Here is a 22,126-nt window from a genome sequence, read left to right as displayed (position 1 = left end):
AATAAGGTAAAGTCTTCGGTCAGCTAGCTGACCGAAGACCATTTGTGATTATACTGACTCAATAACTAATTCGCGGGCTGTTTGGGCAGCTTGCACCATATTTTTTAGTGATTCGGCGGTTTCCGGCCACCGGCGTGTTTTCAGGCCACAATCCGGATTTACCCATAAGTTACGAATGGGCAGCACATTTGTCGCTTTCTGGAGCAGATCGACCATCTCAGCTACCGTTGGCACACGTGGGCTATGAATATCATAAACCCCCGGTCCAATTTCGTTTGGGTAATTAAAATTGACAAATGCATCCAGCAGTTCCATTTGCGACCGCGATGTTTCGATCGTGATCACATCAGCATCCATATTGGCAATTGCATCAATCATGTCGTTAAATTCCGAATAACACATATGCGTGTGAATCTGGGTCTCATTCTGCACACCCGAGGCCGAAATCCGGAATGCCCGTACGGCCCACTCCAGGTAGGTTTTCCAGTTCTCTTTCCGCAGCGGAAGCCCTTCCCGAATGGCAGGTTCATCAATCTGAATAACCCGAATGCCAGCCGCTTCCAGGTCAACAACTTCATCGTGAATAGCCAGCGCAATTTGCAGGCAGGTGTCCCGGCGGGGCTGATCGTCGCGAACAAATGACCATTGCAGAATGGTAACGGGGCCGGTCAGCATTCCTTTAACAGGTTTGCTGGTCAATGACTGCGCAAACTGGGCCCAACGTACCGTCATGGGTTCGGGTCGATAGATGTCTCCGTAAATGATGGGCGGTTTCACGCAGCGGGAGCCGTAACTCTGCACCCAGCCGTTTTCGCTGAAGGCAAAGCCGTCGAGCAATTCGCCGAAATATTCGACCATATCGTTGCGCTCAAACTCGCCATGAACCAGTACGTCCAGCCCAACCTCTTCCTGCCAGCGAATGGCCTGTTCGGTTTCGGTTCGAATGAAATCTTCGTACTGCTCCAGGGTTAATTCGCCTTTTTTAAACTTCGCGCGGTTGGCTCGAACGGATTCCGTTTGGGGAAATGAACCAATTGTTGTTGTTGGAAACAGTGGCAATTGCAGTCGCTCCTGTTGCAGTGGTTGCCGTTGGGCAAACGAGTCCTGACGCTGCGCATCTTTCTCCGTCAGTTGACTCAGACGTGCCTGCACAGCCGGGCGGTTTATCAGCGTCGATTGCCAGCGGGCGATTAGGGCCGTTTGGTTAGTTGCCAATGTTGCGGTTGCCTGCGCGTTCGTCGGCTCCCGGAACAGCGTCACCAGGGTTGCTACTTCATCCAGTTTCTGCCGGGCGAAGGCCATCCACTGCTTGATTTCGGGCGTTAGCCCCTGCTCGTTCGTTTCTGAATTTAAATCGCAGGGAACGTGTACCAGCGAACACGACGGCGCAATGAGAATTCGGTTCTGTCCAATTTTTTCGACAGCTCGTTGAATCGTTGCCCGCGAGGTTTCCAGGTTATTGATCCAGATGTTACGGCCATCAACCACACCCAGCGACAGGCGTGTTTGTTTATGGACAAAATCGGTTTGCAAAATATCGTCCAGCTGATTTGGGCAACGGACCAGATCCAGATGCAACGCATCGACCGGTAATTGACTAACCAGATTCAGATTGGCTCCGTAGCACTCGAAATACGAAGCCAACAGCAGCTTGAGTTTCGGAAATTGAAGCCGAAGCCGGTTGTAGGTTTTGGCAAAAGCCGCCCGTTGATCATCCGTCAGATCCAGTGAGAGTGTAGGTTCATCGAGCTGAATCCAGTCGGCACCCTGCTCCTGTAGGCGGCTCAGGATGACCTCGTAGACTGGCAATAACCGATCGAGCAAATCGAGCCGATCAAAGCCAGGCTCTTTCTCTTTGCCAAGTAACAGGTACGAAACCGGCCCCAGCAATACGGGTTTGGGCGTGGTGCTCAGTGTTTGTCTCGCTTCTTCGAATTCGTCGAAAAGTTTCTCAGAGAGCAGCGTAAACGCCTGATCGGCAGTAAACTCCGGCACGATGTAATGATAATTGGTATCGAACCACTTGGTCATTTCCATCGCTTTCAGGTCCAGCCCGTTCTGCTGGTACCCCCGCGCCATAGCGAAGTACAGCGTTAGTAGATCAGCATCAGCCTGATGCGACTGATCGAGCAGCGGCCGAAACCGCTTCGGTATCGCGCCAACGGTCAGGGACATATCGAGTACCTGATCGTAGAACGAAAAGTCGTTGCAGGGAACCAGCGTAATGCCAGCCTGCTGTTGGGTCAGCCAGTTATCCTGTCGAATGCGTCGACCGGCGTCCTGAAGCTGCTCAGTGGTGATTTTGTTGGCCCAGAATTGTTCACAGGCCCGTTTGAGTTCGCGGTGGCTACCGATTCGTGGATAGCCGAGATTGTGTGCGATCATGTTGTTACTAGATAAAATGGTTGATCGCGTTCGATGCCGAACTCCATACGCCTACCACTACATCAGAGAATTATCAACACGACACACCGCTTCCGTCCTCGGGGAGAGGGCGGGAAAAGAACGAGATGGTCAATCTTGATAAACCCAATTTCGTGTGGGCGTAATCAGCAAAGCTAAGGGCAAGTCTCCTGGCTTGTGACGGTATTTGCCGTCCTTCTCATCCCATCGGCGAACCGTTTCGGGACAATGGACATCGAGGGCAAACCCTTTTCTAAATGGTCACTGACAGTAGCAACGTCTGCTCGTGAATTTCACACGATTCCTTTTTCATTTCCTGAACCTCTCAGGAAAACCATTAGCTTGTTTGACGGAAAACAAAGAACGTTAGGACAAACTAACCGCATTGTGGTGGCAAAAACAAGCGTTCATCCCTTTTTGACTACCTGTTGCATTCGCCCGCCCGCTACCTTTGCTGGCATGAAAGCGATCGTGTGTCTTTTTTCGTTCTGGCTCTTGCTGCTGACCGGCCTACCCTGCCCGGATGCAGATTGCCATGCGCAACCGGACCAGACAGCCAGCACATCCACTTCGCACTCAACCGACGACCACGGACATAAAGCACCCTGTAGTCCATTCTGTCATTGCACCATTTGTCTCGGCTTTTCAATTCCCCGTTCGTTCAGCTACATGCTTTCGCTGGTTCCAAATTCAACTGCTCCTGACGAGCAGGCCTTTGTTTATCAGTCGCCTAGCCATTCCGATGTAGCGCTCGCCATCTGGCAGCCGCCTAAAGTATAACCGTTTTTCATGGATTTTCTCCCGGCTGGTCATCCATCAGTCGGCATGTTCCATTTATTCTCCCTACAGGATGAAAAACGTTATTCTATTTCTATTCTTTTCTTACATTGCTTTGGGTGGTAGTACGGCACTTCCACAAGATACCCTACGGATTTCTGTCCGTCACGCCCTCACCAAACAAGCTATTCCCGGTGCTACAATTCTATTGGTTGGCACCTCAATCGGCGCAGCTACCGATACCGCTGGTTTCACACAGATGAAACTACCGCCATCCGGCCCTTATCGGTTACGAATTTCGGCCGTTGGCTTTCAATCCATCCATCATACCATCGCAAGTCCTGGTACGGATACCCTTCAGGCTCTACTCGATCCCTCCGTAGAAGCGCTGGAGGAAATTACGGTTTCCTCTACCCGAAGCGGGCGAAGTGTTGCCGACGAACCAACACGTGTTGAAGTGATCGACGGCGAGGAGCTGGACGAAAAGGCGAATATGCAGCCCGCAAATATTGCGGTTATTTTGCGCGAAAGTCCGGGAATTCAAGTGCAACAAACATCCGTCACATCAGCCAATGCTACGTTTCGGATCCAGGGGCTGGATGGGCGGTACACGCAATTGCTGCAGGACGGGTTGCCACTTTATAGTGGATTTTCGAGCGGCCTGAGCCTGATGCAGGTGCCACCCCTGAATTTGAAACAGGTTGAACTTGTGAAAGGCTGTCAATCAACCTTATACGGTAGTGGTGCTATTGCTGGATTAGTCAATCTAGTCACGAAAGAACCTACCCGCGAGCGCGACCTGTCCTTTCTGATTAACGGCACGACTGCCTTTGGTCTTGACCTGAACGCCTATTATGCCCAGCGCAACGAAAAAGTAGGGCTCACGTTTTACGCCACCCGTAATCTGCAGCGCGTGTACGATGTCAACAACGATCAGTTTTCGGACCTCCCGCAAACGGCTCGTACAACCATCCAGCCTAAATTCTTCTGGTATCCAAACGCTACCACAACGGTTTCGGCAGGCATAATCTGGGTGAATGAACATCGGATAGGTGGTTATCTGCCATCCATTCGGAGTGAACCCACAACTGGGTATACCGAAGCCAATGACTCCCGACGGCTAGCTACTCAGTTTCGGCTGGAAAAACGGTTTAGTAACGATGCCCTATTGACAATCAAGAATAGCTATAGTCGTTTCAAACGCGCTATTGTCTTACCCAATTACCGGTTTGATGGCCTACAGCAATCGTCTTTTTCGGAAGTCAGTTATTTTAAACACCAGAAAAAAACCGATTGGATTGCTGGCCTGAATGTCTGGACAGATGCTTTCCAGATAGAAATTCCACCCACCATATTGGGGATAAGCTCTATCTATCACCAAGCTATTGTGGGCGTTTTTCTTCAGAACACACTCACACTCTCCGACCAGTTCAGCCTGGAAACGGGCCTTCGTGCCGACGCTGTGACTACAACGGTTAGCGGGGCGGCCTCCTCTCGTCCGAAGTTGTTTTTGCTGCCTCGTTTTTCGCTGCTGTATCACGCATCTGCCCATTGGACAAGCCGATTGGGTGGTGGACTGGGCTACAAAGCTCCAACTATTTTCACCGAAGATGCCGAACGGATGTCTTTCCAGAATGTGAATCTACGGTCAATCAGCAATGATCAAACCGAATCGTCGATGGGATTGAACTGGGACATTAACTACCGAACCGAGCTGGGCGATAAAACCACACTGTCAATTAATCAGCTGTTTTTTTACACCCAGTTAAATCGCCTGACGGTTTTGTCGACAAGTGGTCTTGCGGCATTCCGTACGGCCAACGGGCACCTGTCGACACGCGGTTTTGAAACGAACGTGCGCCTGGTTTATCACGATATTCATGGTTTTTTGGGCTACTCGTTTATTGATACAAAACGGCAGTACGATAACCTGACAGGCATGCTTCCGCTGACCGCAAAGCACAGGCTTTATTTTACAACCCTATATGAAACGGAGAAGCTGAAAACCGGTTTCGAAGCTTTTTATTCTGGCACTCAGCAGCGGACAAATGGTACCAGCACACCCGCCTATTGGACGTTTGGTTATATGATTGAGCGAAAATGGTCATTTGGCCACAACACAAAGGGTAGCATTTTTATTAACTTCGAGAATTTCTTTGATGTACGGCAGTCGCGCTTCGAACCCTTGGTAAATGGTACAATAACGCAGCCTAATTTTGTCACGGACATCTATGCCCCTACTGATGGCCGTATTATTAATGGGGGAATTAAACTTAAACTTTGATAAGTAGCGCGGACTTCCGTCCGCGCTACACAACTATATATGGCGCACGATCACCATGACCACGCGGGACACAGTCACGGCCCTACCGTTCTAACATCCATAAACCGGGCGTTAATCATCGGGGCCATTTTGAACGCGGGATATGTGGTGGTTGAATTTGCCCTGGGATTTTACTACAACTCCCTGGCACTCATTGCCGATGCGGGCCATAACCTCAGTGATGTAGCAAGTTTGTTATTGTCGCTGCTGGCGTTTCGGCTGGCGCGTGTTCGGCAAACGCCGAGTTTTACATATGGATATCGCAAAAGCACGGTGCTGGCCTCACTGACCAATGCGGTCATTTTATTGATTACTATTGGGGCTATATTCTGGGAAAGCATTCAGCGGTTCCGCCATCCCGAACCCGTGGCCGGCGGGTCCGTGGCGTGGGTGGCAGCGGTCGGCATTGTTGTTAATACGGTGTCAGCCCTGCTCTTTTTTCGCAACAAAGAGCACGACCTGAACGCCAAAGGCGCTTACCTGCATTTAGCCATTGACGCGCTGGTTTCACTGGGCGTAGTAGTGGCTGGCGTGCTGATCAACTACACGGGCTGGACCTGGCTCGACCCGGTTATCGGTATCCTTGTGGCCATTATCATTATGGGCTCCACCTGGCGATTACTGACGGATAGCTTGCGCCTGTCTATGGACGGTATACCGGCGGGCATCGACCTCGCAGCCGTACTGGCCGACCTACGCGCGGTAGCGGGTGTAAAAGATGTGCACCATGTACATATCTGGGCCATGAGCACGACCGAAAATGCCCTTACGGCTCACCTTGTTCTGCAACCGGGCCTATCTGATTCACAGATCGTTTCCCTGAAGCACGACGCCCGCCATCGGCTCGAACATCAAAAGATAAGCCACGCGACACTCGAGACGGAGATCGTTGCCGAAGATGACTGCGCGACTAAGATTTGCTAAGCTCTGTTCATATATTCAGGGCTTTGTTATAAAAACGTTCAACCCTGAAAGGCCGGGCGGCCGGTGCCGTGTCATTTTTATTGTTTATCCTTTTCATACCTCCGAAGGAGTGACACAATAAGCCTACTATGTCACTCCTTCGGAGGTATGAAAAGACTTGTCGAACTTCTTCTATAATCATTTCATGCCTTCGGCATTTTTATAAAAAACCCCTGGTTCATATATAAAGTGAATTGTGGCTAATTGCCCCCTTTTACGATGCCGTTAGGCATCAAATGTTTATAGAAAGAAGAAATGTAAATCCGCAGAGGCATGCCGTAGGTATGCAACAAGCCCAGTACTGTAGCATACCTACGGCATGCGGAGTACGTAGTCAATTTATTTTTCTATAATCATGCGATCACTACGTGATCAGGCTAATCCCTCACGTAGTAGTAAGCAAACGTGTCAGCTCATTTCCCCACGTTTACGCTTGCTCCTATTCCAAACGTGAGCCTGGCACCCGTTTCGTAGTAAATAGTCAATGCTTTAGCTACGTAGGCGTTTGGAATGACGAGCTTGTGATTCAGTTTCACCTTGTCAGTACTCGTTGGAACTCGATTGCAGGACCATATAGTTGGATCATCCCAGGAGCCGTCGCGGATGGTATAGAGTAGTTCCGATGAACATGCATTGACTGTTTTAAACAACGCTGTTAATTGAAATGGAACTTCGTTCTCACATTGGGAACGTACCTGCCATTCGTAATCGGTATAATTCGTCAGGCCAGACAGTAGACAACTAGTACTTGTAATACCGGAAATAACGTTCCAACTGGACGTACCAGCTAAACGCCATTGAACTTCATACCCCATTCCATCTCTTGAATCGTTCCAGTTTAACCGCGCCGATGTTGTTGTTAGATCCTCCGTTTGCAAACGGAATGGCGCATTGCAATGCGTCTGAAAAAACGCCGACGAGCCATCTGCAGGTTGGCAGTCGGTGAGAAGTTGCCATTCGTAGGCTGTATTATTGATTAAACCCGTTAGTGTATAAGGTGGCGTCACGTTTCCGGGTACATCTATCCAGGTACTGCTACTTGCGGATCGCCAGCGCAAGCCGTACGCCAATGCAGCGTTGGCAGACCAGGTCAATTGGGCCCTATTGGCTGTTATATCAACCGTATTTTTATACACATTGTAATAAGAAGGACATTGGGGCGTAAATGAATTGCCGGATGCAAACGGCCCGTTAGCCGCTACAGCGCATGCAGCCCGAACGCGCCACTCGTAGGTTGTCCCGGTGATTAGTCCCGTTAGCGTGTATGGGGAGGTAATACCCGAACTAGTAGACCAGGTCGCACTTCCTACAACTCGCCATTGAAGTTCATAGGCCGACTCAGGGCTATCCCATACCAATTGTACCTGACTGGTAGTCAGAAGGTTTACACTGAGCGACGTTGGAAGCCGACATTGGGTCTTGAACGGTAGTGGAGGTGTGTATACGGAGCTACTACCTGGTGTACAAACAGTAGCAACGGCCCACTCATAATTGGTATCATTCGCCAATCCGGTCAACACAAAAGTAGTGGACGTCAACCCGGTCACAGTAGTCCAGGCAGTTGTTCCCATGACGCGATAGTGCACGGAATAGGTTGGCCCAAATCCATTCCAGCTTAGTAGTGCTGATTCCGTAGTTACCTTCTGCGTAGCGGTGGACGTTGGAATCTGGCAAATTGTCTGGAACGACGCCGGATAGCTAACGTTCGTTACATCGGCAGAACACAGGTTCTGAACACGCCACTCGTAGGTTACGTTATCGCTTAAACCAGTCAGGGTATACGAATTACCGGTTATGCCTGTTACTGTATTCCAGATTGTAGAACCGACCATACGCCACTGGAGGGACACTTGCCATGGTGTCGACGCCGGAAAGCCCACAGCAGCCCAGGTTAGTTTGGCCGTTGTTGCCGTAATATCAACAGCGCTCAATAAATTCATCCGGGTACAAGGCGTTGTAAAACTATTGCTAGCCTCATACGTCACGCCATTCTCTACATAGCTAAGTCGAACATCGTAGGTGGTATTCGGCGTTAAGCCCGTCAGTAAATAACCCGTTGCCGACAGCGGGCCGGTTGTAGTCCAGCCGGCATTGCGTACGCGCCACTGGAGGATATAAGTTGTCTTATCCGGGCCACCTACCCACTGCAGGCGAACAGCCTGAGCCGATATCTCGTCAGGGTAAATGGAAAGAGAAGATGCATAAGGCGATGATGTTATAAATTCGCCACTGGTCCGGGATGGGGAAACGGCCTGATCGGTAGCATTGCAGACGCCTTGAATATGGTATTCATAACGAGTAGCCGATTTAAGCCCCGTTACCACATAGGCCGATCCGGTCAACTGCTTTGCCTCATTCCATACACTGTTTGAATAGGCCTGTCGCCATTGCAGATTAACGGCACTATTTTCAGCATTCGTACCCCAGGTAAGCAGAGCCGACTTTGTTGTTACATCATACGCATACAGATTGCCCGGCGTAGGACATTGTGTTGCAAACGCGCTACTGGGCGAAAATTTAAGGGCAACACCCGATTCGCATTCAACACGAACCCGCCATTCGTAGGTTGTATTAAGGGCCAGATCCACAAGTTGTATGGTTGGGCTCGTGATGCCACTTACTTCAGTCCAGACTACTGTTCCGCGAACCCGATACTGAAGGAGATAGCTCGATTGTGGCAACAAATTCGCACCACTCCAACTGAGCTGAGCACTCGTAGACCCCACCGAATTAACTACCAGATCCTGAACGGATGGACAGGCAGTATGAAACGATTGTGTATAGGAGAAGTCAGACAAATAACCATCACCACAGTTCGTAGCAACCCGCCATTCATAGCTGGTATTATTGGTTAGCCCCGTTAGGTAATAGCTTGATAAGCTACTACTGTTGCTACTATACGCTATGGGTACGCTCGTCCAGTCGGTGGTCCCCAGGGTCCTCCACTGAAGTAAATAGGACTTAGTCCATGGGGAGCCACTATTCCAGGATAAAAAGGCCGACGTAGTCCCAATCTGGGTATAGTAGCTATTTACAGAAGGTGGATAGCAATTTAGTCCGAATGTGGAGGGAGCAGAAAAGTCAGACGTTATTCCGGGCGAGCAAACAGCCCTGACCCGCCATTCATAGCGCACACCTGTTGTTATTCCTGTTAATGAGTAGGTAGTCCCAACAACACCCGTCACGGTTGTCCATGTAGATGAACCCAAAACCCGGTATTGCAGGTCATTGCTATGAGTCGCCCCGTCAATACCGTCGTTATAATAAGACCAGGTCAGCCGTGCCGACGAACCTGACATGGTCTCGGTCATAAGCGAATTGGGCATGGTACACTGCATTGTTCTGGCAACGGGTGCCGAAAATTCGCTGACGATACCAGGCGAACATTGCCGTCGAACCCGATATTCATAGGTACTGCCAGCCGTCAGATTCGTCAATGTATACGATGCACCAGTCAACCCACTTACGGTATTCCAGTCAGAAGCACCAACCAGTCGCCATTGTAAGTCGTAATGGGTTACGTATGGTGGTACATACCAGGATATTGCCAGCGTTGTGTTGCTTTGCTGAAAACCGGATACGTCCTGCGGGATCAGGCAAGCACTTGTAAATGTCGGCCCATTAACAAAATCAGAATAAATCGAGGGCGTACATAACGCTCGTATCCGCCATTCGTACGTTTTGCCAGGCGTAAGGTTGTAGAGTGTATACTGCTTCCCGACATAATTATACGCCGTCTCACCAAAGTAAGGATCAGCCTCAGTAGCCTCAGGCCGTAGTATGATCCAGTCTGCGCTGCCTGTTTCCCGGTATTGAATCTCATACAGTCGGGCGTTACCATCAATTTGCCAGTATAAAACGGCGGAGTTTGCGGAGTTGTAAGCAACACTCCCGGCATACAGATTAGAAAACTGACCACTGCATTGCGTTTGAAACGTTTGCACTGCCGAAAAATCCGGTAACCCAACCGCAGGGCATGACGACCGTACCCGCCACTCATAGGTTGTGTTATTATTGAGGCCACTTACTGAATACTGACTTGAACTTAGGTCAGCTACGGATATCCAGTCGTTAGCCCCCGCCTGACGATATTGAATCTCATAGGGTGAATAGCTGTTGGCGCCGGACCAGCTTATCGTAGCCGAGGAAAAATTTATACTACGGGTGCTGAACGATGTGGGCTGCGCACAAGTGAGGGTAAACGTTTGGCTATCCGTAAATGCGGTTGCAACCGTAGCTGTACATACTTTACGAACCCGCCATTCATAATGCATATTTACCTGCAAGCCGGTTAAGGTATATCGCTTTGCCGTAATGTCAACGACTGTTGTCCAGTTTGGTGTATTAACAATTCGCCATTGTACTTCATAGCTTCCGCCTGGCTCGGCTGAACTCCAGACCAGATCAATTTTCGTACTAGTTGCACTTTCGCTTCGAGGGTATGTGGGTATACTACAGCCTGTTGTGATGGATTGAGGGGTTGAAAAACCAGAATATTCTGTGGTGGAGCATGTTTTACGAACCCGCCATTCGTAGGTCGTTCCGGGTGACAGCCCTGTCAGATTATACGTGGTTCCTACAATTCCCGTTGTTACCGACCAACTGTCGGTACCCGATACCCGCCACTGCAACTCAAATGTCCCACTCTCTGGTGAATACCAGTTCAGTCGAAACCCACCAAAATCGTCCGCATTACTGTATGTACTGTTAGGTGCCAGGCACTGAGTGGTTAGCAATTGCGTCGACGTATAGGCCGACGCTACTGTTGATGAGCAAACCGTACGCACCCGCCATTCATAGACGGTATTATTTGTCAAACCGGTTAGCGAATAAGGCGATATGGCATTCGGTACAGTTAGCCAGTCAGCAGTTCCGGAAGCTCGCCATTGTAGATCTGTAGCCAGAGATGTCCATTGGAGTAGCGCAGAATTAAACGTTACAAAGTTGCTGACCAGATTAATGGGTAAAGGGCAACTGGTCTGAAACGGCTGAATAGCCGAGAATGTTGATTTTGACGTAGCCGAACAGGCAGTTCGAACCTGCCATTCATAGGACGTATTATTCGTTAAGCCAGTCAGAGTGTATTCGGCCAACGTGATTCCCTCTAATAATGTCCAGGCGGTTGTGCCAGCCTGACGCCATTGTAGATCAAAACGTGCATTGGCTACAGGGCTATCCCATTTAAGCTCAACGGCTTCAGGGTTAATCAGCGTAACACGAACATTCGACGGCGGAAGACAAATTGTTCGAAAGGAGGGTCCAGTACTAAAATCAGACGTTTCCGTAGTAGAGCATATTGTCCTGACTTTCCATTCAAACGAAGTGTCTTCTGGTAGGCTCGCTAGATTCAGATAGTTGGCGGTCAATCCAGGCACGATTGTCCAGGTAGCAGCCCCAACCGATCGCCATTGTACTTCATAAGTGGCCCCACTAACTGGTGCATACCAGGCAAGTTGGGCCGATTGATGAGTGACATTAGCTATCTGGAGTGCGTACGGCAGATCACATTTCGTCTGAAACGTCTGCGTACTCGTATAGGCCGATGTATCACCTGCGGCACATATGGATCGCACGTGCCATTCGTAAGTCGTGTTGTTTGTTAGTCCTGTTAGCGAAGTACCTGGTGTTGTCAGTACTGGGTTGGTTGTCCAGGTTGCATTGCCCGATATACGCCATTGCAGTTGATAAGTAGGAGAATTGCTCCCATAATACGACCAGCTTAATGAAGCCGACTGATACGTCAAATTATAGATATACGAACCTTGGGGAATCTGGCAATCGGCATACACCGACAGGCAGGATAAGGCATAGCTTATCAGCAAACTAATCAGGTAATGAACGTTCATGGATAGAGGAAGGACTTGGCAGAACTCTTGATAAATAAAGCAATTATTTGGCCAAATCTTTAACTCTATATTTATTTAAATTTAAGAATAGTCTCTATCGAATAAATACGTAGACTACATCAAAATATGGACTTTCGTATAAAGTAATGAGGAACGGAACGATGGTGACCGAAAAGAATGCTGACGCCTGGCTCACAATGGATTGGAACCGCGATTTGGAACTACTGGATGACCAGACCTTTAACATTGGTCGCTACCTAAAAGACGAGGGCATTCAGGTAACCGAATGATTTCATTTACGCTTTAGCCATCTATACGCAGCAGCCGTTGCCAGGCCACCAACCAGATACCAGCCAATAGTCATAGCTGCCGTAGCTGGTGTTCGGCTACTGGGTGCTGTTCCCAAGCCCAACGGCCCAGGCAAACCTACTGCCCCTACGCCCGCCACAGCACCCAGTGCAGTGCCCGCCAGCAACGCATCTTTTGGTTTGGCTAGTCCAATCAGACTGTAATAAAGCATGTTCGATACGAGGTCCCCGCCTAGCGCCCAGTCGTGAAGTTCCTCATCGGCCGGTGGTTCAGCATCAACGGTGCCCATCACTTTTTTGATGGCTCGCATGCCCAGGATGTCGGCCCGAGGAGCCTCATCAATGAATTGGCGGGCCGTTTCGTGGAGTACTGTCAGCGCGCAGGCACCAACCAAACCACTACCCAACGATTGCAGGATTTTCTTGTTTAGCTTTGTCATACGTGCTTAACTTGTGAGCCAGTCGAAATGTTAGGCATCTGCATAACGCTTTTGGTATACCTGAACGCCGGGCGAACTGTGACAACCCTCCAACAACCTGTTTTTTGATGCAATTCTCTTTCCGAAACGACCAGCCTGAGCTAGCCTTTAACGTACTCCGCGAAGTAGGCCAATGGCTCGTCGACAGTGGCCAGGAACTCTGGCAGATCGACACACTTACGCCCGAAAACCTGCTGGATGAGTACACAACGGGCAATCTCTATGTGCTGTACGCCAACCGTGACGATGGTGCTGAACCAGAACCTGCCGGCGTGTTTATTCTGCAATGGGAAGACCCGCTTTACTGGCCCGATGTGCCCGCCAACACCTCAGGCTTTATTCACAAATTAGCCATTCGGCGAGCGTTTGGCGGTCAGAATCTATTTGCCGCCATCATTGATTTTTGCCGGACGGAGTGTCTTCAGCGAGGCATTAAAATCCTGCAACTCGAAACCGACGCCACCCGCCCTAAACTGATGCAGTTTTACGAACGCTACGGCTTTCAACCCACCTACCAGCGTCAGATTCATGAATTTGGGCAAACATTTTTGTGTCAGTATTATGTAATGATGTTTTAGGGGCACTGGCACAAGTAAATACTCGTGCCAGCGACTCTTAAGTAGCTTTAAGCTGTTTCTATGCGTCCATTTTCGTTCGTCATCTTCGTAATTCTCGCCGGATTAACGGGTTGTCAGTCAAATTCGCAACCCGAGCCAGTGCAGTATAGCGTGCCAGCGGAGGTTGAACCGTATCTAAAATCATTTCGGGATGAAGCCGCTAAACGAAATAAGGTCGTTTCAACGGCGAATCTGATCGTTACATTCGGGACGGTACTAACCGAAGACGTTTGCGGACAATGCATTCTGGAAAATGGCAAAACACCTCGAATTATTCTTAATGCCGACGATTTCTGTTGGAAAACAGCCAGTACCAATGAACGGGAGTGCCTGGTATTTCATGAACTTGGCCATTGCCTGCTCAATCGGGCACACAAAACGGAGAAGTTTACAAATGGCCTGTATGTCAGTCTGATGAATCCCGACAATGTGGCCGTGTATGCGACTTGCCGCTATCCGATTGGGGGCGATGAATGCGATAAACGCGACCGTCGGGATTATTATATCAACGAACTATTTGAGCTTGCAACCCCTACGCCAGTCTGGGGAAAGTAACAGTTGCTCATTGCACCTGGATCAGTTTGGTAACGGCTATCGGTCGGCCCGTGTCCGTGATCCCCTGTAGGGTCACGCGTACCGTGCGAACAACATCCGACAACGGAAATATCAACTGACTGTGTCCCTGGCTATCCGTTTGCATCAGAGGTTTCCAGTAGAGTACATCCCGGCGATCAATCCGATCCGATAACGTACCCGGCTGCGTTTCGGTAGCATATTTTGGCAAATAAAACTCCCGCTGAACCGACGCGTAGCCAATAAGTTGCAAGGGTTTCATTCCCCCTTTTGCTGCGCTTTTTTGTTGATCAGGCCGGAATCGTTTCGTGTAAAAAGCAATGACGCCATTACCACCCCGAACGCCATAGATACCCGCAGTACCACCATTTTTCAATACTTCAATGCGCTCAATATCACCCGGATTGAACGAAAGTAGTGCCGTACCATCGTTATCCTGAATAGTCATACCATCGAGTAGGTACAGGGGTTGGGAGCCACTCTTCAGTGTACCAACACCCCGAATAACGACTTGATAGCTACCGGTTAAAGGTTGTTGTGTAATGTTTACTCCCGCCACTCTCCCCCGCATCATTTCATAGAGATTGGCGAATCGGGGGGATGTTTCATCAAACGTAAGGGTAGCGTCGGCTTCACTGTGTAAGCTCGACCGCTGAATATCGCCAGGCCGGTCATCCAGTTTTCTTGCCCGCACGGTTACGGCCTTCAACAGCTTGGCCGTTTTATCCCGATATAGATCGCTATCATTTTCCTGGCGACGCCGGGCAGCCTCTAACTGGGCATGCAACATAGCCCAATTGGAATGCACATTCACGGTATCGACTTGCCACGATACCCACGGTCCCTCCAGAATCAGATGCGCATCTTTATCCGCAAAGTTTTTCAGTTGGTGATCCGCGAGTTGGGTCATCAACTGTATGGTATCGGCAATCTCCAGACCGGCCAGCCGAAACCGCCCCTTATCATTCGTTCCTGCTGACCGCACGAATGAATGTTCTGCCACCGTAGACGCTACCATGACCTGTGCTCCCGAAATAGGTTGATTTTTTGCGTTCAGCACTCGTCCCATCAACGATACTCCGCCCATCAGTTCAGTAGCGGGCGTACCACTCACTCGGCGCCAACCCTGCGTTAGCAGCAGATCATCGGTGGCCCGGCGTGTTTCGATTGAGTTGTCTTTCACGTAAAAATTAGGAAATTCGACGCGTCCACGTAGTTCGCCCGTCAGCAATATGTGTGTTTTAATCGTAGCCGCAGCGGTATCCTCAGGGACTTGTCCAGCATCGGTAATGGACGCCGACAGGGCAGCCATAGCAGGTAATCCCTCGTCATTCAGGTTGATACTCAGAATTGCCCGTTCCCGGGGTTGATAGTGCGGTTTATTTAACTCGATGAGTACCCGAACAGGCGACAACTGCTCGCTTATAAATACCAAGCGTTCAGCCTGCGGGTGGGCCGCTGCGTCGAACAATGTAATCTGAACAAGACCGGGGGGAAAGGGCTCCGTTGGTAAAGTAACGCGCGCCAGTCCGTTTTGCAACAGGATTTTCCGTTGGTCGAACAAGCGCCCCTGTTGCTGAAACAACACGTAAACGGAATCAATTGACGGCCTATTGGTACCCGTAATCGTTAAAGCCAGTAGATTAGTATCGCTAACAGCATCAGCTGACAGTACGAGGCCTTCGGATTCAGCCGGAGGGAGCAGAACAACCTGATGTTGATTATTATAGACTACATCAGCATAATACTTTTTACCAGCTTCGGGCGTCATACTAAAACTACCCATTCCATACGGGTTGATGTTCAGGCGGCAAACCTCTTTACCCTCATTTGTCACAACCACCCCTGAGGCTGGTATTCCATGGCCTTCCGAATCTGTGACTTTAATGCCTAATCGGGCTGGCAGTCCGGTTATCCATCGTCCACCTTCGGGCAGTACCTGCACATCCAGCGGTTTGGACTCGGAGTCAACTCCTTTGGGAGGGGTGCTCTGAAACAGATTAGTAATGGCAATCGTGCGTTCAAAAGCAGGTCGACGCTGCCCATCGTCTTCATCGGTATAGGCCCTCAACCGATACGTACCAGAGACCAAAGAATCTGATAGCCGAAAATTGCCTGCGGCACGGCCATCGGCTACCCGTAGCCACTGATGTTGTACCAGTTTCCCACTGGGTGTCAGCAAGTCAACATGGATAGCAGTTTCACCCAGGGGACGGCGGTTTGTGGCGGCATCGAGCAGATAAGCACTTAACCACATCCGGTCGCCAGTGGCATAAAATGGTTTATCGTTGTGTACAAACAGAATCGGTGCCAATGCCTGGAACCGTTCATTAAATGCCGTTGCAATTCGCTTTTGTCGGGCGTCGGGCAGCAGAAATTTCCCCTGAGTCACCTGCGCGACTGTAGCAGTTGTGCTGGTTGTCGGACCAGCATCTGGTTTCGGTGGTTGCCAATCGGCAGGCAACATTGTGGATAGGCGGTCGTCGGATAATGATCCCGATGCAACCATACCATTCGGCATTGTAATGGTCCCATCTGTTGTCAGTTGTATTTCGCCAGTAGGTAGTTTAATTTCTGAATAGGCATAGCGTGCATCTGAATAGGGCGAATAGAACGAGGTTGCATTTGTATAAAAAACGATCAGTGTTTTATCCGATAGTAATCGTCGCTCAAACGGCAAGCGCCCCGGCTGTATTAATTCCTTTACTTTTAGGGGTTTCAGATGGCCTTTCGTCGTATCTGTAGCAATAGAACCAGCCAAAACGATACGGTTGGAGATTGTTCTCATCGGCAATACGTCCGGATTTTCCTGATACACCATAAAGCCTTCCCGTTCGTAGTTACCATCAACTAAACTGGCCATTAAATGCCGGGTTGAGCCTTTGTAGGCAAATAGTCTGTTCCGTCGGAAGCGTTTTGCCTGCCGTTCATCAGCAGCTTTCATCTCGTCAAAATGTACCGTACCTGCATAGAACACTCGTTTGAACGACCCATCGAAATACAGGAGCTCATACCTTAATTTATACCCTAATGCCTGGTTTTCAATTAGAATTGGCTCAGTAGCCGTTGCTTTCAGATGACCATCTTCTTCGTTGAAACTAAGCACATCGCTATTCAGAATCAGGCATTGGCTCCCAAAGGGTTCCCCGAGCAATTGTCGTTTAAACTGCCTGAGGTGCCGTTCCCATTTCTTCTGATTGCCACGAACGGTTACGGTAAGCAGGGTCTGATCGCTTGGTTTCAGGCGAAAATTAGCTCTGTTCTCCTGGCCAGTTGTTAAGCGTAAAGAGGCCCGTTGGGGTTGGTAGCCAACAAAAGAAGCCACAATCTCTACGGTACCCAATGGTATACCCGTAAGCGAGTAATAGCCTTGTTCATTGGTCAATGTGCCGCGCGTACTCCCGTTCAGATATACGTTGGCGAAGGACATTGGTTTGCCGGTAGTGGCATCGGCTACGGAGCCCGTTAGTGTAGTCGTGGCAGTTTGGGCAAACGCCTGTGGGGCCAGCCCATTCAGCAGGCAGATAGTCAGATAAACGACAGATAGCCAGCGACTCATGAGAAGTTAACAGTTAGTTTGTCGGTATGAAGAAGACGTTCACTAAGTGATTTTACTCATACGACCAAAAGGGATTATCTCTTCCAGTTTCTCGCCCGAAAAGGCCACTGCCCGCTCGGCAAACAAGGCCTTTGTTGCTGCCCAGGTCGTTCGGAACAGCTCACTTTGGCGGTATGCTTCGAGCGCTTCGGCCGATGACCACAGGCTATAGGTCATCCGAACGTTGGGTTGGTCGGGGTCGCGTAGAAGCTCCAGATGACAGTTGCCGGGAAAAGAGCGAATGTGCTGTTTGGAAGCATCAAAAATGGTCTGAAAGTCAGCGAGCTTACCTTCCTGAAACGTCATACGAACAATACGAACCAGCATAGTTTTCATTGATTTAAAGCTATTTAAAGACAAAATAAAGTTGAGTTATGACGACACTAAGAACGCAGAATCCGTATCCATGTACTTTTCTCTGTGTTCTCTGTGCCTCTGTGGTTAAAAAATGCATTGACTAAAAAATGATTAACCACAGAGGCACAGAGAACACAGAGTTTTGCTTATGCGCTAGTCAGTCTCTGAGCAGTGGAATCGCCTTTAAGCGGAGCCTATTCTTCTATTGCCCAATAAAAACATTATTTCATATTTGTTCAATAAACCGTAACCGCTATGAATGAACGTATTTACAACACCTTAAATCACAAGATTATAGGTGCCTGCATTGAAGTACATCGCGAATTGGGACCAGGATTGCTTGAAAGCGTATATGAAGAATGTCTAGCATTTGAATTAGAAGCGCTGGGGCTTCACGTTGAACGGCAAGTTGAATTACCCGTAGTTTATAAAGGCCACTTGTTGAACAAAACATTCTTCATGGATATTGTAGTTGAGGAAATGATTGTCATCGAATTGAAAGCCGTGCAAGAGCTAACTCCCCTCAATCACATACAGACGTTAACTTATCTTCGGATGGCTCAGATGAAACTAGGTCTTCTCATTAATTTCAATGTCGAACTCCTGCGAGATGGCATTCATCGAAAAATCAATGGAAAACTCAACAAGTAATAATAGATTGTTTGTAAAGGCAAGGAGTTCACAGAAAACTCTGTGTTCTTTGTGCCTCTGTGTTTAAACAAAACCCTTACTTCATGAATTACCGAACCTTTGGCCGAACGGGCTGGCAAGTTTCTGAAATTGGCTATGGTATGTGGGGCCTCGCTGGCTGGACTGGCTCCGACAAACAGGAAGTGCTACGTGCCCTCCAACGCTCCGTTGAACTGGGCTGCAATTTTTTCGACACCGCCTGGGCCTACGCCGATGGCGTTAGCGAAGAAATCCTTAATCAACTGCTGAAAAACAACACCGACAAGCAGTTGTATGCCGCCACCAAGATTCCACCCAAAAATCGTATCTGGCCATCGAAGCCGGACTTTAAACTGGACGATGTCTTCCCGGCCGATTACATTGTAGAATACACCGAAAAAAGTCTGAAGAATCTTGGCGTCGAAACGATTGATTTGCAGCAGTTTCACGTCTGGGAAGACAGTTGGGCCAACTACGACGAATGGCAGGAAGCCGTCACGAAGCTCACCCAGCAGGGTAAAGTTCGGGCGTGGGGTGTTTCGGTGAATCGCTGGGAACCAGACAATTGCCTGAACACGATCCGCACAGGGCTCATTGATGCGGTGCAGGTCATTTACAACATCTTCGACCAGAATCCGGAAGATAATCTGTTTCCACTTTGCCGCGAAATGAACATCGGCGTCATTGCCCGTGTCCCGTTCGATGAGGGCACCCTTACCGGCACGTTCACGAAAGAGACTACGTTTCCGGCCAGCGACTGGCGTTCGACTTATTTCGTGCCCGAGAACCTGAACAGCAGCGTCGACCATGCCGATGCCCTTAAGCCCCTTATCCCGGCCGGTATGACCATGCCCGAAATGGCGCTGCGGTTCATCCTGAGCAATCCTGATGTGCATACGACCATTCCCGGTATGCGCCAGATTCGAAATGTAGAGGCTAATACCGCAGCGAGTGATGGAGCTGGTTTATCGCCTGAATTATTACGTGAATTGAAAGGTCACCGTTGGGATCGTACCCCTACCGAATGGAGCCAGTAATAATGTAGAATGGGTAATGAATAATGTAGAATGGGTAATGAATTCATTGTTCATTCTACATTATTCATTACCCATTCTACATTACCCATTCTACTTTTCGGAATGAAAATCCTTTTAGTCGAAGACGAGCCTGATTTACAGAAAGCCGTGAGCCAGTACCTGGAAAGTGAAGGGTATACAGTCACTACGGCCGACACATACCAGCAGGCTACTGAAAAAGCTCACGACTATGACTACGACTGTGTTGTGGTCGATTTGATGCTGCCCGGCGGAAACGGCCTCGATCTGGTTCGGGCGCTGAAACGGCGGCAGTCAACGGCAGGCATTATTGTCGTAACAGCCAAAGATGCTCTGGCCGACAAACTCACGGGTCTCGATGCTGGGGCAGATGATTACCTGACCAAACCCTTTCACCTGCCCGAATTAAACGCCCGGCTACGATCTGTACTTCGCCGACGACTGTTTGGTGGGCAGGCGCAGGTACAAGCAGGGGATATTACGCTCTGGCCCGACCAGCAGCGGGTGAGCATCCACGATACCGATCTAAAATTAACGGGCAAAGAGTATGAGCTCCTGTTGTTTTTAGTCACGAATGCCGAGCGACTCTTATCAAAATCGGCGATTGCCGAACACGTTTGGGGCGATGCTATGGATGCTGCCGACTCGCATGAGTTTCTGTACACACACGTCAAAAATCTGCGTCGGAAATTGATTAACGCGGGTTGTCCCGATTATATCCAGACACGCTACGGTGCAGGCTACGTTTTCTCGATCCGAACGCCATGAGTCTGCTTAATCAAACCGCCCGTTATCTGCTGCTAACAGCACTGGCTATTGCGCTGATTGGGTCGGTGGGATTTTACGCGCTTATCCACCGAAAAATCCGACACGAAGTCGATGAGATTCTAACGGCAGAAGTAAAACAAGCCAGGCAACGGCTCCAGCATCAATCCTTTGATCAGTTTTCTGATTGGGATGATAACCCACACATTGAGCGCACTCGAACATCGATCTGTCCTGAATTTACGGATATTGTTCTGCTCGATTCGTTAGATCATAATGAACCGATTCAGATGCGCCAGCTCAGGCAAACGGTGTCGGCAAAGGGACAGACCTACCTGATAACCGTCCGGCAGCCTTACTATGAGTTCAATGAACTAGCACGCGAGATGTCAGTAGGTATCATTCTTGGCTTACTGATCCTTATGGCGTTGTCGGTTCCCGTAGGTTTGGGGCTATCCCGCCGATTGTGGAGCCCATTTTATGCCACGATTGATCAGCTCGGCAGTTTCCGGCTCGATCAAGCTATCGACCAGCCTTTTCCCGAAAGTCGGGTTCAGGAGTTTAGTTTGCTCAGTCAGTCACTCAGCGAACTCACCCAGAAACTACGCCGACAGTTCTCGTTGCAGAAACAGTTTACCGAAAACGCATCACACGAACTGCAAACACCGCTGGCCGTAGCCTCGGCAGAATTAGATTTCCTGATGCAGTCGGAACGGCTCAATGAAGTTGACCACGCCCACCTGCAACGGACCACCGATGCACTCAGCCGACTAAGTCAGTTGAACCGTTCGCTCCTACTGCTCGCACAGGTTGAGAATGATCAGTTTTCGGCCGATGAGCCACTGGATTTGAGCGCATTAGTAACTCAACACATTAATGAGTATGAACCCTTCTTCGAGCACAAAAGCATGGTAGTTGACCGGTCAATCGCTCCTGGTGTACTGCTACATGTAAACCGGCAGTTAGCGAGTGTGCTCGTTACTAACCTGCTTAAAAATGCGGCACGGCATGGCTCGGCTGGTGGCTTCATTCATATTGACTTAACCACAAATGAGCTAACGATTCGTAATACGGGCGATCCACTCCCTTTCCCTGAGAGTCAACTCTTCAATCGATTTGCTAAAAACCCAGCCCGGCCCGACTCGACAGGCTTAGGACTGGCTTTAGTGAAACAGATTGCAGACCGTTACGGCTTACAACTACAATATAAGTATCATACTGCTAAAAACACCCATTTATTTATATTAACTTGGTAACTCATAATGCAAACCTAGAGGTTAATCAATAGATACATAAGTAACTCTCATAATCGAGTAAGGTGCATTATTGAGCGGAGACTTCGTTTTCAATAAAATCTTACAATTGGACACATTAACTAAATTGTTCCTTCCTT

Annotated in this window: 15 protein-coding genes and 1 riboswitch; of the genes, 10 read left to right on the top strand and 5 right to left on the bottom strand. The window is 49.3% G+C overall.

The genetic code is table 11. The features are described 5' to 3' along the window. Positions 1–48: 48 nt before the first annotated feature. A complete protein-coding gene (metE, locus tag EXU85_RS05135; RefSeq protein WP_142771038.1) occupies positions 49–2,385 on the bottom strand; it encodes a 5-methyltetrahydropteroyltriglutamate--homocysteine S-methyltransferase in 2,337 nt (778 codons plus the stop codon). Between the two features lie 160 nt (positions 2,386–2,545). Then, positions 2,546–2,757: riboswitch (cobalamin riboswitch) on the bottom strand. A 36-nt stretch (positions 2,758–2,793) separates the two neighbouring features. Between metE and EXU85_RS05130 the strand changes: the two genes are divergently transcribed. The 3 genes from EXU85_RS05130 to EXU85_RS05120 all read left to right on the top strand — a co-directional run bounded on the left by EXU85_RS05130 (position 2,794) and on the right by EXU85_RS05120 (position 6,427). Continuing rightward, on the top strand, positions 2,794–3,183 hold the full coding sequence (locus tag EXU85_RS05130; RefSeq protein ID WP_142771037.1) for a DUF6660 family protein: 390 nt from the start codon (positions 2,794–2,796) through the stop codon (positions 3,181–3,183). Between the two features lie 70 nt (positions 3,184–3,253). Further along, entirely contained in the window at positions 3,254–5,464 is a 2,211-nt protein-coding gene (locus tag EXU85_RS05125) for a TonB-dependent receptor (RefSeq protein WP_142771036.1), read from the top strand. 39 nt (positions 5,465–5,503) lie between these two features. Next, positions 5,504–6,427 (top strand): cation diffusion facilitator family transporter, encoded by a 924-nt coding sequence (locus tag EXU85_RS05120; protein WP_142771035.1) that lies wholly within the window; start codon positions 5,504–5,506, stop codon positions 6,425–6,427. A 452-nt stretch (positions 6,428–6,879) separates the two neighbouring features. Here EXU85_RS05120 and EXU85_RS05115 read toward each other — a convergent pair whose 3' ends face one another. Further along, positions 6,880–12,312, bottom strand: a complete 5,433-nt coding sequence (locus tag EXU85_RS05115; protein WP_142771034.1) for a fibronectin type III domain-containing protein — start codon at positions 12,310–12,312, stop codon at positions 6,880–6,882. A gap of 146 nt (positions 12,313–12,458) precedes the next feature. On the opposite strand from EXU85_RS05115, the gene EXU85_RS05110 reads away from it, so the two are divergent. After that, positions 12,459–12,602 carry a hypothetical protein gene (locus EXU85_RS05110; RefSeq protein WP_210422442.1) on the top strand — a complete coding sequence of 48 codons (144 nt, stop codon included), beginning with the start codon at positions 12,459–12,461 and terminating at the stop codon, positions 12,600–12,602. A gap of 2 nt (positions 12,603–12,604) precedes the next feature. Here EXU85_RS05110 and EXU85_RS05105 read toward each other — a convergent pair whose 3' ends face one another. Next, entirely contained in the window at positions 12,605–13,060 is a 456-nt protein-coding gene (locus tag EXU85_RS05105; RefSeq protein ID WP_142771033.1) for a hypothetical protein, read from the bottom strand. 107 nt (positions 13,061–13,167) lie between these two features. Here EXU85_RS05105 and EXU85_RS05100 point away from each other — a divergent pair, with 107 nt between their 5' ends. Further along, positions 13,168–13,677 carry an N-acetyltransferase gene (locus tag EXU85_RS05100; RefSeq protein WP_142771032.1) on the top strand — a complete coding sequence of 170 codons (510 nt, stop codon included), beginning with the start codon at positions 13,168–13,170 and terminating at the stop codon, positions 13,675–13,677. 60 nt (positions 13,678–13,737) lie between these two features. Next, on the top strand, positions 13,738–14,271 hold the full coding sequence (locus tag EXU85_RS05095; RefSeq protein ID WP_142771031.1) for a hypothetical protein: 534 nt from the start codon (positions 13,738–13,740) through the stop codon (positions 14,269–14,271). A gap of 7 nt (positions 14,272–14,278) precedes the next feature. Here EXU85_RS05095 and EXU85_RS05090 read toward each other — a convergent pair whose 3' ends face one another. Together EXU85_RS05090 and EXU85_RS05085 are read right to left on the bottom strand one after the other, a co-directional pair. Beyond that, positions 14,279–17,848, bottom strand: a complete 3,570-nt coding sequence (locus EXU85_RS05090; RefSeq protein ID WP_142771030.1) for a carboxypeptidase regulatory-like domain-containing protein — start codon at positions 17,846–17,848, stop codon at positions 14,279–14,281. 42 nt (positions 17,849–17,890) lie between these two features. Next, positions 17,891–18,214 carry a putative quinol monooxygenase gene (locus EXU85_RS05085; RefSeq protein WP_142776618.1) on the bottom strand — a complete coding sequence of 108 codons (324 nt, stop codon included), beginning with the start codon at positions 18,212–18,214 and terminating at the stop codon, positions 17,891–17,893. A 285-nt stretch (positions 18,215–18,499) separates the two neighbouring features. Between EXU85_RS05085 and EXU85_RS05080 the strand changes: the two genes are divergently transcribed. The 4 genes from EXU85_RS05080 to EXU85_RS05065 all read left to right on the top strand — a co-directional run bounded on the left by EXU85_RS05080 (position 18,500) and on the right by EXU85_RS05065 (position 21,989). After that, positions 18,500–18,895, top strand: a complete 396-nt coding sequence (locus EXU85_RS05080; RefSeq protein ID WP_142771029.1) for a GxxExxY protein — start codon at positions 18,500–18,502, stop codon at positions 18,893–18,895. An 83-nt stretch (positions 18,896–18,978) separates the two neighbouring features. After that, positions 18,979–19,950, top strand: coding sequence for an aldo/keto reductase (locus EXU85_RS05075; RefSeq protein ID WP_142771028.1), 972 nt, complete (start codon positions 18,979–18,981; stop codon positions 19,948–19,950). A gap of 102 nt (positions 19,951–20,052) precedes the next feature. Beyond that, the gene (locus tag EXU85_RS05070) at positions 20,053–20,736 is read left to right on the top strand and encodes a response regulator transcription factor (protein WP_142771027.1); all 684 of its coding nucleotides are present in this window, start codon (positions 20,053–20,055) and stop codon (positions 20,734–20,736) included. Then, entirely contained in the window at positions 20,733–21,989 is a 1,257-nt protein-coding gene (locus tag EXU85_RS05065; protein ID WP_142771026.1) for a HAMP domain-containing sensor histidine kinase, read from the top strand. Before EXU85_RS05070 ends, EXU85_RS05065 begins: the two co-directional genes overlap by 4 nt. Positions 21,990–22,126: the final 137 nt, after the last annotated feature.

It is taken from the genome of Spirosoma sp. KCTC 42546 (genome assembly GCF_006965485.1).
Taxonomy (GTDB): Bacteria; Bacteroidota; Bacteroidia; order Cytophagales; family Spirosomataceae; genus Spirosoma.
Note: the sequence above shows the minus strand (reverse complement) of the source record. Positions and strands in the feature narration are given on the sequence as shown.

Coding starts and splice junctions, on each gene's coding strand:
- EXU85_RS05070 (WP_142771027.1), top strand. CDS start 20,053: ATGAAAATCCTTTTAGTCGAAGACGAGCCTGATTTACAGAAAGCCGTG.
- EXU85_RS05075 (WP_142771028.1), top strand. CDS start 18,979: ATGAATTACCGAACCTTTGGCCGAACGGGCTGGCAAGTTTCTGAAATT.
- EXU85_RS05065 (WP_142771026.1), top strand. CDS start 20,733: ATGAGTCTGCTTAATCAAACCGCCCGTTATCTGCTGCTAACAGCACTG.
- EXU85_RS05100 (WP_142771032.1), top strand. CDS start 13,168: ATGCAATTCTCTTTCCGAAACGACCAGCCTGAGCTAGCCTTTAACGTA.
- EXU85_RS05085 (WP_142776618.1), bottom strand. CDS start 18,214: ATGCTGGTTCGTATTGTTCGTATGACGTTTCAGGAAGGTAAGCTCGCT.
- EXU85_RS05110 (WP_210422442.1), top strand. CDS start 12,459: ATGAGGAACGGAACGATGGTGACCGAAAAGAATGCTGACGCCTGGCTC.
- EXU85_RS05120 (WP_142771035.1), top strand. CDS start 5,504: ATGGCGCACGATCACCATGACCACGCGGGACACAGTCACGGCCCTACC.
- EXU85_RS05125 (WP_142771036.1), top strand. CDS start 3,254: ATGAAAAACGTTATTCTATTTCTATTCTTTTCTTACATTGCTTTGGGT.
- EXU85_RS05095 (WP_142771031.1), top strand. CDS start 13,738: ATGCGTCCATTTTCGTTCGTCATCTTCGTAATTCTCGCCGGATTAACG.
- EXU85_RS05090 (WP_142771030.1), bottom strand. CDS start 17,848: ATGAGTCGCTGGCTATCTGTCGTTTATCTGACTATCTGCCTGCTGAAT.
- EXU85_RS05115 (WP_142771034.1), bottom strand. CDS start 12,312: ATGAACGTTCATTACCTGATTAGTTTGCTGATAAGCTATGCCTTATCC.
- EXU85_RS05080 (WP_142771029.1), top strand. CDS start 18,500: ATGAATGAACGTATTTACAACACCTTAAATCACAAGATTATAGGTGCC.
- metE (WP_142771038.1), bottom strand. CDS start 2,385: ATGATCGCACACAATCTCGGCTATCCACGAATCGGTAGCCACCGCGAA.
- EXU85_RS05105 (WP_142771033.1), bottom strand. CDS start 13,060: ATGACAAAGCTAAACAAGAAAATCCTGCAATCGTTGGGTAGTGGTTTG.